The organism is Arthrobacter cheniae (genome assembly GCF_003602275.1).
Taxonomy (GTDB): Bacteria; Actinomycetota; Actinomycetes; order Actinomycetales; family Micrococcaceae; genus Arthrobacter_D; species Arthrobacter_D cheniae.
On sequence record NZ_QZVT01000011.1, the window covers coordinates 1 to 13,509 of the forward strand.

General features: G+C 66.2%; 7 protein-coding genes. 4 read left to right on the forward strand and 3 right to left on the reverse strand.

Going from position 1 to position 13,509, the window contains the following annotated elements:
- Positions 1 to 226 precede the first annotated feature (226 nt).
- Complete coding sequence (locus tag D6T63_RS16055) at positions 227 to 5,452, forward strand: peroxidase family protein (RefSeq protein WP_235830804.1); 5,226 nt, start codon at positions 227 to 229, stop codon at positions 5,450 to 5,452.
- A gap of 278 nt (positions 5,453 to 5,730) precedes the next feature.
- On the opposite strand, the gene D6T63_RS16060 is transcribed toward D6T63_RS16055, so the two are convergent.
- The gene (locus D6T63_RS16060) at positions 5,731 to 8,118 is read right to left on the reverse strand and encodes an ATP-binding cassette domain-containing protein (protein ID WP_120150074.1); all 2,388 of its coding nucleotides are present in this window, start codon (positions 8,116 to 8,118) and stop codon (positions 5,731 to 5,733) included.
- Positions 8,119 to 8,276: 158 nt separating this feature from the next.
- Here D6T63_RS16060 and D6T63_RS16065 point away from each other — a divergent pair, with 158 nt between their 5' ends.
- Positions 8,277 to 8,954, forward strand: a complete 678-nt coding sequence (locus tag D6T63_RS16065) for a peptide deformylase (RefSeq protein WP_120150075.1) — start codon at positions 8,277 to 8,279, stop codon at positions 8,952 to 8,954.
- 46 nt (positions 8,955 to 9,000) lie between these two features.
- On the opposite strand, the gene D6T63_RS16070 is transcribed toward D6T63_RS16065, so the two are convergent.
- On the reverse strand, positions 9,001 to 11,043 hold the full coding sequence (locus D6T63_RS16070) for a S9 family peptidase (RefSeq protein WP_120150076.1): 2,043 nt from the start codon (positions 11,041 to 11,043) through the stop codon (positions 9,001 to 9,003).
- 82 nt (positions 11,044 to 11,125) lie between these two features.
- Between D6T63_RS16070 and D6T63_RS16075 the strand changes: the two genes are divergently transcribed.
- Together D6T63_RS16075 and D6T63_RS16080 are read left to right on the forward strand one after the other, a co-directional pair.
- Positions 11,126 to 11,965 carry a putative RNA methyltransferase gene (locus tag D6T63_RS16075; RefSeq protein WP_120150077.1) on the forward strand — a complete coding sequence of 280 codons (840 nt, stop codon included), beginning with the start codon at positions 11,126 to 11,128 and terminating at the stop codon, positions 11,963 to 11,965.
- A 220-nt stretch (positions 11,966 to 12,185) separates the two neighbouring features.
- Positions 12,186 to 12,533 carry an RNA polymerase-binding protein RbpA gene (locus tag D6T63_RS16080; protein WP_043445375.1) on the forward strand — a complete coding sequence of 116 codons (348 nt, stop codon included), beginning with the start codon at positions 12,186 to 12,188 and terminating at the stop codon, positions 12,531 to 12,533.
- Between the two features lie 66 nt (positions 12,534 to 12,599).
- On the opposite strand, the gene D6T63_RS16085 is transcribed toward D6T63_RS16080, so the two are convergent.
- Entirely contained in the window at positions 12,600 to 13,325 is a 726-nt protein-coding gene (locus tag D6T63_RS16085; protein WP_120150078.1) for a polyprenol monophosphomannose synthase, read from the reverse strand.
- Positions 13,326 to 13,509: the final 184 nt, after the last annotated feature.

Consider the following 13,509-nt stretch of genomic DNA (forward strand, 5'->3'; position numbering starts at 1 on the left):
GAAGAAGCGAACAAGAGTGGTGACTACGCGCCTCGTCATCGGACTACTCACTTGCGGTACTCGATCCGAATTCCCATTCTTCCGCCGATCTGCTCTGGGGAGCTTTGGGCCGACAATCAGTAGCGATTGTCACTCGTTGCAAGGTTTTCCCTAGGAGCGTCGTAGATCGTGGGCCTGTCTCGTCGACGGAATTAGGAAGTCGGCCATACTGGGGAGCAGACGAAGGATGAATGCAACGTCGAGCGAGTTCATGCACCGGACGCACCGGAACAGAGCCGGGAATACATTTCGGGCGATCGCCGCGTCAGGAATGCTGGCCCTGGTCGCCTCGATGGGCCTGCCGCCAGTAGCGGCCAATGCTGTACAGGCTCCGGTCGGCGCCGGCTTCACCGTGACCCCCGCTGACCTGTCCTTCATCCTCAAGCAGATCAAGATCGCCGAAGCCCACGTCGCCAACACCACGTCCGAAACCGGGCCGTGCGGCGCCCTGGTGGGGACCGGCCCCAACCAGCTTGCCAGCCCGCTGCTGTCCCAAGGCCTCCGCACGGTTGACGGAAGCTGCAACAACCTCCAGCCGGGCCAGGAAACTTTCGGCGCATCGGATCAGGTATTCCCGCGCCTCGGGTCCAAGTCCTTCGGCGCAGCCGAGAGCGGATCCTTCGGCGGGCCCCCCGCGGCCACGAGCTACACACAGAAATCGGGCAACGTCTTCGATTCGCGGCCGCGCACCATCAGCAACCTGATCGCCGATCAAACGTCGACCAACCCGGCAGCTGTCGCCGCTGCCGGCTTCCCTGCGCGGACCCAAGGCAACGAGGGCGTGGTGCCCTGCGCCACGGACCCCGATGCTGGGGCGACTCCCCCTGTCAAAGCCGCACCCGACGGCTGCGTCCCCTCGCACAACACGCTGTTCATCCCCAACGTGACTACCGACGTCGGACTTTCACCGCCCTACAATTCTCTCTTCACCCTCTTCGGGCAGTTCTTCGACCACGGCATCGACCAGACGGTCAAGGGCGGCGGCACGGTCTATGTTCCGCTCAAGGCCGATGACCCGCTGATCGCAGGCCCGGACCACGTCTTCGGCAACGCCGACGACCTCAATCCGCACATGCGCTTCATGGTCCTGACCCGGGGCCAGAACCAGCCGGGTGCGGACGACCGACTGGGGACTGCGGACGATGTCCAGGATGCCTTGAACACCAATTCGCCGTGGGTCGACCAAAGCCAGACCTACTCCTCACACTCCTCGCACCAGGTCTTCCTGCGCGAATATGCCAACAACGCCGCGGGGCACCCCGTGTCAACGGGCTCAATGCTGGGTGGCCCGGACGGCACACTGAGGGCCGGTGGCCTGGCCACCTGGTCGGACACGAAAAAGCAGGCCCGGGAGCTGCTCGGCATACAGCTGCTGGACAGGGACGTCCTCGACGTCCCCATGCTCGCGGCTGACGCCTACGGGAAATTCATTCCCGGGCCCAAGAACGGGCTCCCGCAGTTCGTCACCCCGTCCGGTCTGGTAGAGGCAGACCGCGCCGCGAATGGCGGGCAGGGAACCCTCGTGCCCCAGGACGTGCTGTACTTCAACACTCCGTTCCTGACGGACATCGCGCACAACGCCGATCCAACACCTCAGGACGCCGACCACAACCCGGCCACACCGCGGACATCCCCGGGCCCCGACGGCGACCAGGCGGCTTCCGCCGATTTCATGAGCCAGGCCCCGGGTACCTACGACGACGAGCTGCTGAACGAGCACTTCATCGCCGGCGACGGCAGGGTCAACGAGAACATCGGGTTGACCGCAATACACCAGGTTTTCCACTCCGAGCATGACCGCCTGGTCGAAGACGTCAAGCGGGTCCTCGGAAACGACACCTCTGCCAGGGGCATTGCCGCCCTGGCGGAGTGGAAGCTGGTCGAAGGCGCAGGCGGCTGGAACGGGGAGCGGCTCTTCCAGGCCGCGCGCTTCGTCACCGAAATGGAGTACCAGCACCTCGTGTTCGAGGAGTTCGCAAGAAAGATCCAGCCTGCCCTCAACATTTTCGAGCCCTTTGCTTTCGCCCAGACGGACATCAATCCGGCGGTCAGCGCTGAGTTCGCGCATGCCGTATATCGCTTTGGCCACTCCATGCTTACGGAAACCATCTCCCGCCGGAACGAGGACAGCCCTGGAACGGACACCGTGTTCGGGACTTCCGACGACGTCAGGGGCTCGCAGAACGACGTGTCACTGCTCGAGGGGTTCCTGAATCCGCCCGCCTACACCGACGGCGGCCCCGCTGGCGGCCTCACCTCGGAGGAAGCGGCCGGCAGCATCATCATGGGAATGTCGGACCAGGTGGGCAGTGAACTCGATGAGTTCGTGACCGATACGCTCCGCAACAAGCTACTGGGACTGCCCATGGACCTGGCGGCGATCAACCTGACGCGCGCCCGGTCGGAGGGATTGCCCACACTGAACGGGCTTCGGAAGGAGATACACGGGGCCACCAATGACAGCCAGCTCAAGCCCTATACCAACTGGATCGACTTCGGCGAAAACATCAAGCATCCGGAGTCCCTGGTCAATTTCGTGGCCGCCTACGGCAAACACCCCTCGATCCTGGCAGCCACCACGACGGAGGCCAAGCGCACAGCAGCCCGGCTGATCGTCAGCCCGGACGCCCTTGCCGGCGAGGTGGCCCCCGAGGACGCCGTGGCCTTCATGAACAGCACGGACGCCTGGGCCGACAAGGGAAACTCCTCGATCACCGGCCTCGACGACATCGACCTGTGGATGGGCGGCCTCGCCGAACGGACCAACCTGTTCGGCGGCCTGCTCGGCAGCACCTTCAACTATGTCTTCGAGAGCCAGATGACCGACCTGCAGAACGGTGACCGGCTGTACTACCTGGCACGCACACCCGGGATGAACCTGATGGCGCAGCTCGAAGGAAACTCCTTCGCGGAGATGATGATGCGTAACACCAATGCACAGGCACTGAAGGCAGACGCTTTCGCCACTGCTGACTGCAAGTTCGAATTGAAGAACCTCGATGGAACTCCTCAGGGCTTCGCCTCCGTCGGCAACGCTGTCGCGGACGACCCCGGGTCGGAGTGCAAGGAGTCTGCTCTGCTGATCCGCATGCCGGACGGCACCATCAAGTACCGGGCCTCCAACTCGGTGGACCCGGCCGGAATCAACGGACAGGCCGTGTACAACGGATCTATCAATGCCGACCGGATCTACGGCGGCGTGGACAACGACACCATGTGGGGTGGCGTGGGTAACGACGTCATCGAAGGTGGCGACGGCGCCGACACCGTCCTTGGCGGCGACGGAAACGACATCATCACTGACCTTGCCGGAGGCGACATCCTGAAGGGCGGGCCGGACAATGACGCGATCGACGGCGGCCCGGGCCTGGACCTGCTCTTCGGTGGGGACGGACGGGACTTCATCAACGGCGGGGCGAACTCGAATGAGACCTTTGCCGGGGAAGACGACGACTTCGTGATCGCCGGTGAAGGGCTGGACGCCGTATTCGGTGGTGGTGGGAACGACTGGGCCGAAGGCGGTGACGGACCTGACCTGCTGATCGGCGACTCCAGCAACCTGTTCTTCCTTGATGACTCCCAGAAGCCCGGCAATGACGTCCTGATGGGCCAGGGCGGCGACGACGACTACGACATGGAAGGCGGGGACGACATCGGCATTGCCGGCCCCGGGGTGGAGAAAGTAGCAGGGGCATCCGGCTATGACTGGGAAACCGGCCTCTACGATCCGCAGCCTCAGGACGCCGACCTTGACCTCCCCATCGAGCCGCTGGACATCCTGCAGGTGGGCGTCCGCGACAGGTACAACGAGGTTGAAGCGCTCTCCGGCGGTCCCTTCGACGATAAGCTCCGGGGCGACGACCGCATTCCCAGGACATTGGGGGGCGCCGGCTTCATCGGCTGCGATGCAATGGACCAGTCCGGTGTGGACCGGATCACTGGGCTCAACGAGCTGATCCCGTCCCTGCCGACTCCGCTCGCCGACGTCGTCAACGCGTCCGCATCCAAGGAATGCCCCGTGCTGGCGGGATCGCATGTCTGGGGCGAAGGCAACATCCTCCTGGGCGGCGGCGGGAGCGATTTCCTTGAGGGCCGCGGCGCCGATGACATCATCGACGGCGACCGTTACCTCAATGTCCGGCTCAGCGTCCGGACCAATGCCAGCGACGCGGCCACCGAAATCGGCAGCGCCGCCGGGATGAACGCTCAGTACCAGCGCAACTCCGACGGAACACTCACGGGCCCGACCCTCCAGCAGGCCGTGTTCGCAGGGACCCTGGACCCCGCGAACATCATCGTTGTCAGGGAAATCCTCACCGCCATCGAGGGAACCGACACGGCATACTTCTCGGACTTCGAGTTCAACTACACCATCACCACCAGCGGCGGAAACGGCACGATGGGCTCACCGGGATCAATCACCACCGTCCGGCACACCACCGGTGAGCACGGAACCGACACGCTTCACAACATCGAGTTGCTCCTCTTCGGTGATGGAACCGATGGAGCGGATGACGGTGAGGGCGAAGTGGAGGACGACGTCGATGAGGTTGAGGACGACGTCGACGAGGGCACTCCAGGCGATGGCGAGGTTGTCATCGTTACGCCGACGCCGGGCACCGAGCCCGCGCCCGGAACTACACCAGCCAACCCCGCACCCGTCGACCCGACACCAGCGAACCCCGCACCCGTCGACCCGACACCAGCGAACCCCGCACCCGTCGACCCGACACCAGCGAACCCCGCACCCGTGAACCCCGCACCCGTGAACCCCGCACCCGTGAACCCCGCACCCGTGAACCCCGCACCCGTGAACCCCGCACCCGTGAACCCCACACCCGTGAACCCCACACCCGTGAACCCCACACCCGTGAACCCCACACCGGAGGGTACGGCTGTTGACACGGTGGGAGGTGCCGGAGCGTTCTTCGTTCGGGCGATCGACTCACTGGGCGAACAGGTGGGCGAGATCCTGATGGCTGATGATGGTGCCGGAACCGTGGTGGTGGACGGCTTGGAGGACGGTGAGACCTACCAGACCCAGGTCGCCCCGTTCGGCAGTGGCGCCGATCCCCTGTTCTCCGAGCAGAGCGTTCCCGTGACACCGGTCATCGAAGACGAGCGGGGCACGCTGCACCACGACGCGGGCGTGCCGTCGGCAGCAGGAGGAGGCGCGAATGACCCACGCGCACCCGCGAGCGCCGCTGCACCTGCCGAGGGTGTCTTCGGTCCGCCGGCGACGATCACGATGGCCGCCCTGGCGAAGCACTTCTCCGCCAATCCTGGTGCCGGCCTCCTCACACTCACCACAGGGGCACTCGTGGTTGCCGGCGGCTTGCTGACCTACAAGCGGCGCCGCTTCCTGGCGACCGTAAGAGAAGTGCTGGCGGGCGAGGCGGGGACCGCTACGTAGACCTTCCTCACTGCGAGGAGCCGGCCGGCGGATCCACGATGACCGCCGTGGCCGGCTTCGGCCGCTCGACCGAAGGGCGAGCGGCCGCGCTAGTGGGCCGCGGTGAGGTCCTGCGCCGCTTCCTGGGTGGCGGCTGCGTCGGTGCCCAGCTATGGACTACGGTCGACGCCTCGCGGAACTACGGTCGACCCCTCGCGGTTCCTCAACGGTTGGGCCAAACGTAGTGGCCTCCTGGCGGGCGGCGGTAAGGCGACCGTCCGCTCAGGCGCCCGTTCCGCTCAGGCGCCCACGTACGTCGCCAGATGACGTCCCGTGAGCGTCGGCCGTGCGGCCACGAGCTCTTCCGGTGTCCCCTCGAACACAACCTTTCCGCCGTCGTGGCCGGCGCCCGGGCCGATGTCGATGATCCAGTCCGCGTGCGCCATGACCGCCTGGTGGTGCTCGATGACGATGACGGACTTGCCGGCGTCGACCAGCCGGTCCAGCAGTCCCAGCAGGTTCTCGACATCGGCGAGATGCAGGCCAGCCGTCGGTTCGTCCAGCACCAGCATGCCCCCCTTCTCGCCCATATGGGTGGCCAACTTGAGGCGCTGGCGCTCACCGCCGGACAGCGTCGTCAGGGGTTGCCCCAGGCTCAAGTACCCGAGGCCGACGTCGGACAGCCTGCTGAGGATGGCATGTGCAGCAGGTACCTTCGCTTCACCCATCGCGAAGAACCCGGTTGCTTCCGTGACCGGCATCGCCAGGACCTCGCTGATGTCCCTGCCTCCCAGCTTGTACTCGAGCACCTCGGCCATGAATCGCTTGCCACCGCAGACCTCACAGGTGGTGGCCACGCCCGCCATCATGGCGAGGTCCGTGAAGATGACTCCGGCTCCGTTGCAGGTGGGGCATGCGCCCTCGGAGTTCGCGCTGAACAGAGCCGGCTTGACGCCGTTGACCTTGGCGAAGGCTTTGCGGATGGGCTCCAGCATGCCGGTGTAGGTTGCGGGGTTGCTGCGGCGCGAACCCTTGATGGCCGTCTGATCGACCGCGACCACGCCGTCCCTCCCCGACACCGAGCCGTGGATGAGCGAACTCTTCCCGGAACCCGCTACGCCCGTCACCACGCACAGCACGCCTAGCGGAATGTCGACGTCGACATCCTGCACGTTGTGCGAGGTGGCGCCCCTGACCTCCAGGACGCCCCGACGCGGGCGGACCGCCTTCTTGAGCATTGCACGGTCGTCGAGGTGTCGTCCGGTGACTGTTCCGCTGCCCCGGAGCCCCGCCACCGTGCCCTCGAAACACACCGTTCCACCCGAGGTACCGGCTCCCGGACCGAGGTCGACGACGTGATCGGCGATGGCGATCATCTCCGGTTTGTGCTCGACCACCAGCACGGTGTTGCCCTTGTCGCGCAGGCGCAGCAGCAGACCGTTCATGCGCTCGATGTCGTGCGGATGCAGGCCGATGGTCGGCTCGTCGAAGACGTAGGTGATGTCTGTCAGGGAGGAGCCGAGGTGGCGGATCATCTTGGTCCGCTGCGATTCGCCGCCGGACAGGGTGCCCGAGGGGCGATCGAGGCTGAGGTATCCGAGACCGATCTCGACGAACGAGTCGAGGGTCTCCCCCAGCGCCTTCAGCAACGGTGCGACGGAGGGTTCGCTCAGCCCCCGCACCCAGATGGCGAGATCGCTGATCTGCATCACGCACGCGTCGGCGATGCTGACACCGTCGATCCTCGATGACCGTGCAGCCTCGCTGAGCCGCGTCCCGTCACAGGCTGGGCAGGTGGTGAAGGTCACCGCCCGGTCCACGAAGGCCCGGATGTGCGGTTGCATCGACTCACGGTCCTTGGACAGCATCGACTTCTGGATCTTCGGTACCAGGCCCTCGTAGGTCAGGTTGATCGAGTCGATCTTGATCTTCGTCGGCTCCTTGTAGAGCAGGTCCTGCAACTCCCGCTTCGTGAACTGCCGGACGGGCTTGTCGGCGTCGAAGAAACCGCAGCCGCTGAAGATCCTGCCGTACCAGCCCTCCATGCTGTAGCCGGGAATGGTGATAGCCCCCGCGTTCAGCGATTTCGTCTCGTCATAGAGCTGCGTCAGGTCGATGTCGGTGACGGAACCCATACCTTCGCACCGCGGGCACATGCCGCCCGTGATGGTGAAACTACGGCGCTCCTTGATGGTGGAGCCGCCGCGCTCGATCGTGACGGCACCGGCTCCGCTGATCGAGGCGACGTTGAAGGAAAAGGCCTGTGGGGACCCGATGTGCGGTTGTCCGAGGCGCGAGAACACGATCCTCAACATCGCGTTGACGTCGGTCGCCGTACCGACGGTGGATCTGGGATTTGCGCCCATGCGCTCCTGGTCCACGATGATCGCCGTCGTCAGTCCCTCGAGGACGTCCACATCGGGTCTGGCCAGGGTCGGCATGAAGCCCTGCAGGAAGGCACTGTAGGTCTCGTTGATCATGCGCTGCGACTCGGCGGCGATGGTGTTGAAGACGAGGGAGCTCTTGCCTGAGCCCGAGACACCGGTGAACACCGACAGTCGCCGTTTCGGGATGTCGATCGTGACATCCTTCAGGTTGTTCTCCCGCGCGCCCTGCACCCTGATCAGGTCATGGCTGTCCGCCGTGTGCTCCGCTGCCTGCTGGTCGTCCGCGGTTGCCGTGCTCATCCTGCCTCCATCCGCCGTGCTGCCGCTCGGCCATCGGATCCGGTATCCCGGACCGAGCCTCACCCCGAGGACCGGCACGTCTGATTGTCCTGCGCCACCGGCGAACCGGCAATGGCGCCGGGACCCGGACCTGTCCGGGATTGTGCTTATCTGGAGGCATGAGTGCCGATGCTCCAAGCAACCAGTTCCCGTCGCCGTCGCCTGCTACGTCGTCCTTCACCGCGCCCGGGGCGCTCGTCGCACACGTCGAGGCAGTCCTCGACGCAGAGCTCCCACCGATCGTGGCGGCAGGCCATCCGGTCCTCCGCCATCCTGCACAGGACTTTGCGGGACAGCTCGACGACGAGCTCCTCGGCCGCCTGATCTCCACGATGCGGCGCGTCATGCACGCTGCCCCGGGCGTGGGTCTTGCTGCTCCGCAGATCGGCATCCCCCTGCGGATCGCCGTCCTCGAGGACCAGGGCGTCCAGGACGAGGCGATTGCGGCGGCCCGCTTGCGCACGCCCCTGCCCTTCACGGTGATCATCAATCCACGTTACGAAGCGGACGGGGACGCCGTCGACGCGTTCTACGAGGGCTGCCTCTCCGTCCCGGGCTACCAGGCCGTGGTCGAACGCCACCGCAGCATCAAGGCCACGTACCTGCAGCCGAACGGCATCACGGTGACAGCCGGCTTCGAGGGCTGGCCGGCGCGTATCGTCCAGCACGAGACGGACCACCTGAACGGGCAGCTCTATCTCGATCGGGCGATCCTCCGCTCACTTACTGCGAACGAGGAACACGGGCGGTGGGCCCAGCCGACCATCGACGAGGCACGGCGGGGCTTGGACTTCTGACCCGCTACGCCGATGATCGACCGGTGTCCCCACCGCTACTGCCTCCCTATCGGGCCGCGGGATCCGAGGAGTTGGCTGCCGTCGGGAGGTACTTCGCCCACCACCGGAGGATATGGTCGAACCGCTGCCTGCGATGCCAGGGCGAACCGGACCGCGAGAGCTCGTGGGTCTCACCCGGGAACACCAGCATCTCGGTTTCCACCCCCTGCTTCTTGAGGGCCGTGTAGTAGCGCTGAGCCTGCTCGATGGGGCAGCGCAGGTCCTCCTCGGAGTGGATCACGAACGCCGGCGTCCGCACGTTGCCGATCTTCGCGAACGGATTCTGGCTCTCGACGTGCGTCGGATCCGTCCCGGTGTACTGCTCCGAGAAGAACCAGCCGATGTCGGACGATCCCACGAACGACGGCGGATCAAGGTACCCGCGCTCGACGATCGCCGCCTGGAAGCGGTGGTCGTGCGCGATCGTCCAGGCCGTCAGGTAGCCGCCGTAGGACCCGCCCATCACTCCCAGTCGCTCGTCGTCCATCGCGTCGAACTCGGCGAGCGCGCCATCGAGGTACGCGAGGACGTCGTCGAGGTCCACCGTGCCCATCGCTTCCTTGATGACCCTGCCGTGCTCCTGGCCGTAGCCGGCCGCGCCGCGCGGGTTGCACAACAGCACCGCGTAGCCTGCGGCGGCGTAGACCTGGGCCTCGTCGAAGTAGCCCCACCCGTACTGGGCGAAGGGACCGCCGTGGATGACGAGCAGGACGGGGTGCGGTCCCTCACCCTCCGGCAGGACGACCCAGCCGTGCACGGGCGTTCCGTCCGGCGCGGTATAGGTGCGCTCCTGCAGTTCTCCGATGCGCGTCTCCGTGCGCAGGGCGGCGGAGAAATCGGACAGCGTACGGACCGAACCGCCTTCGACGACGGCGACGTCGCCCGACGTCGAGGGGTCGGTGATGGACACGATGACGGTGTTGCCCGCAGTGGCGGCGCCCGTCACGACGGTGGGACCGGAGACCAGGATCTCGATCTCGCCCCCTGACGAGATCCGCAGCAGCTCACCCATACCCCTGGTGCGGTTGAACGCGAGCACCGAGTCGGGCCCGTCCGCGATGAGTTCCTGCACATCGCCGAAGTCGACCGTCTCCGGGTCGGTCAGGCGCCGGAAGGCTTCCGGGTCGTTCGTCGGCAGGACGTACAGGGCCGTGTTGCGCGCGACGAAATCGAGTCCTGACGCCGAGAGGTCCGAGGCCAGGAAGAACACCGACGTGCCGTCGGCACTGGGACGCGCGGTACCGCAGCCGAGCAGGGTAGCCCCACCCAGGTTGGTCAGCTGCCGGGGGGTACCTCCGTCGAGGCCGATCGAGTGGATGTCCGACACGAGCGTCGAATCCGCGTCCTCCGCGAGTGCTGCGGTGAAGAAGATCTGCCGGCCGTCGGCCGAGAAAGCCGGGTCGAGGTGGTCGGCATCCGCTGTGGTCAGCTGGGTGGCGGATGGCACCGCCCCCTGCTGCTCGAGCGCGCCGGGTCCGTCGACGGGCTTCTGGCCGAGCCTGCCGACGGCCGTGATATAGGGCTCGGCGTCGAGGTCGGGGATCGCTACCGTGAAGAGCTGCGACCGCTTGTCCGTCGTGTAACCGAGGCCATTCATCCGGTACTTGTACTGCGTGACGAGGCGTGGGTCCTCGAGGCCGGCGCTCACGCCGTCGACTGTTCCGTAACGACCGTGCTCGGGAACGCGTGCCGTGAAGACGACGGTGGTGGAATCCGGAGAGATGTGGAACCGGCCGACGCCGAGTGGTTGGTCCGTCAGCTGAACCGGCTCGCCGCCCGCAGAGCGTACCGCGAAGAGCTGGGGCTTGCCTCCCGGCTCGGCGCGCAGGAACACGAGCAGTTCGCCGTCGGGCGAGTACTCGGGCGAGGTGTCGAGGAAGCCGCGGGTCAGCCGGCGTCGTCCGCCGTCGAGTGTGATCTCCCACAGCTGGCCGACATATGCGTCGGCGCGGAAATCGGGACGGGTGGCGGCGACGACCAGGCGGGAACCGTCCGGATGAAGGGTTGGCGCGCCCGTGGTGGTCAGGAGTTCGATCTGGTCTGGTTTCACCCTCCTGATCAGACCCGAAATAGTGGCCTGAGTCAACGGTGCCGGGCAGGAAGGACCGATCGATTCTCCCTAGGATGGGACGATGCCCGCCCTCCCCCACCGCATCCTCACCTGCCCCGTGTGCTCCGAGTACCTCCAGCAGGACGTCCGCACCCTCGTGTGTGCACGCGGGCATCGATTCGACACAGCCCGTCAGGGCTATGTGAACCTGCTGACCGGCCGGGGATCGCCGTTTGAGGGTGACTCGGCGGAGATGGTCGACGCGAGGGAGGATTTCCTCGGATCGGGCCATTACCTCCCGCTGCGTGATGCGGTGGTGGAGGCCGTCCTGCGCCGCCCTGCGCCGGCCGCCGTCGCCCTCGATGCAGGAGCAGGCACGGGCTACTACCTCGAGGGGCTGGCGCGCGCTCTTCCCGGCGTGTTTCCCATTGCGCTCGACGTCTCGAAGGTCGCGCTCCGCCGCGCCGCCCGGCGGCTCCCCGAGGGCATAAGCATCGTCTGGGATGTGTGGCGTCCGCTTCCGCTCGCCGACGGAACCGTGGATATCGTCCTCAACGTCTTCGCACCGCGGAATCCGGCCGAATTCGTGCGTGTGCTCGCACCGGGCGGGTGTGTCGTCGTCGTGACGCCCAGGCCGGGCCACCTCGCAGGACTCCACGCCGTGGGTCCCCTGCTGTCCGTGCCGGCACAAAAGGCCGACGACGTCCTCGCGTCATTCGAGGGGAGCCTCGTCGAGGCGGACCGAGTGGAGCTCGACTACTCGATGTCCCTGCCGTACGGACTTGCCCGCTCCGCGCTCGTGATGGGGCCGGCGGCGCGCCATGCAGCCGCTGACGGCGGCGGCCGGCCCGGGACCCAGGAGTCCGTCGTGCTCGAAGTCGCGGCGCGCTTCACCGTCCAGGTGCTCGCACGGAGGTCCTGATCTCCCGCCCTACGACACCGGACCTGTACACTTAGGTGTTTGCCCGACCGACCCCAGGAACATCCCGGGGGCAGCCGGTGTTATACAAAGGACTTCCCTCGCACCCGTGGGCGCGAGAGGTATCGCAGATGTCGGCAGGTACGAAGCACCGGCATCGGCGTCGAGAAACAGCGGCAACGACTCCTCGCCTCACGAGGGGCACGGTGACAAGGAGAACAACATGAGTGATCGCAGCCTGCGAGGCATGCGCCTCGGAGCGCAGTCGATGGAGACGGAATCCGGCGTCGAGCCTGCACCCCGTCAGAGGGTCGAATACCGCTGCGAGGACGGGGAGCGGGTCTTCGTGACCTTCTCGTCCGAGGCGGACATCCCTGCTACCTGGGTTTCCAAGACCGGCAAGGAAGCGCTCCTCGTCGACGGGGAGAAGCCCGACACCTCCAATGACAAGCCCGTCCGGACACACTGGGACATGCTCCTCGAGCGTCGCTCGGTCGAGGAACTCGAGCAGATCCTGCAGGATCGCCTGACGATCCTGCGCGAGCGCCGCGGAGAGCGCCGCTCCGCCTAGCACTATGAGCTGACATGGAAAAGGCACTCGCTGGTAGCGGGTGCCTTTTTCGTGGTTCGGGAACGGTCAGGGACGCCCGATCAGCTTGTTCCAGCGGGCTGCCAGACCCCAGCGGGTGACGTTGGCGATCGCTTCGAATACGATGTTGCCGCTCATCTTGGACGCCCCCAATTCACGCTCCACGAAGGTGATGGGCACTTCGACGATGGTGAGGCCGAGTCGGGCTACCCGGAAGGTCATGTCGACCTGGAAACCGTATCCGACCGACGCGACGGCGGACAGGTCGAGCGCCTCGAGGGTCGAGCGGCGGAAGGCCCGGAAGCCCGCGGTGACGTCGCGGACCGGCAGTCCCAGCAGGAGGCGCGAATACGTGCTGCCTGCGCGGGACAGGAGCTTCCTGTGCGCGGGCCAGTTCACGACGCTGCCGCCGCTCACCCACCGGCTCCCGATCACCAGGTCCGCGCGGTCCACGGCGTCGAGGAGGCTCTGCAGTTGCTCCGGCCTGTGGGAACCATCGGCGTCCATCTCGACCAGGACGTCGTAATCGCGCTCGAGTGCCCAGCGGAACCCCGCGATGTAGGCGGCGCCCAGGCCCGCCTTGCCGAGACGGTGCAGTACATGGACCTGATCGTCGGCTGCGGCAGCCCGATCGGCGAGCTCGCCTGTTCCGTCGGGGCTGTTGTCATCGACGATGAGGACGTCCGACGCCGGTACTGCGGCACGCAGACGCGCGAGGGTCAGCGGGAGTGACTCGATCTCGTTGAAGGTGGGGATGATCGTGACGACTCGCACGCAGGTGGGCCTTTCCATCGATGATGCGCATCGCGCACGGACTGCTCCGCAGGCGGAGCCAGTTCGTAAGTATAGGCGACTGTCATGATCGCGCCGGAAGGATCCACCGAACCGGGTCCAGGGCAGATCCACACATCTTCGTACCGGTACCGACCCTGATGACGGCACTGTTCTCTATGATGCG

Bases quoted from the DNA above. Each gene is read 5' to 3' on its own strand.
- D6T63_RS16075 (WP_120150077.1), top strand. From the start codon at position 11,126: ATGCCCGCCCTCCCCCACCGCATCCTCACCTGCCCCGTGTGCTCCGAG.
- D6T63_RS16060 (WP_120150074.1), bottom strand. From the start codon at position 8,118: ATGAGCACGGCAACCGCGGACGACCAGCAGGCAGCGGAGCACACGGCG.
- D6T63_RS16065 (WP_120150075.1), top strand. From the start codon at position 8,277: ATGAGTGCCGATGCTCCAAGCAACCAGTTCCCGTCGCCGTCGCCTGCT.
- D6T63_RS16055 (WP_235830804.1), top strand. From the start codon at position 227: ATGAATGCAACGTCGAGCGAGTTCATGCACCGGACGCACCGGAACAGA.
- D6T63_RS16080 (WP_043445375.1), top strand. From the start codon at position 12,186: ATGAGTGATCGCAGCCTGCGAGGCATGCGCCTCGGAGCGCAGTCGATG.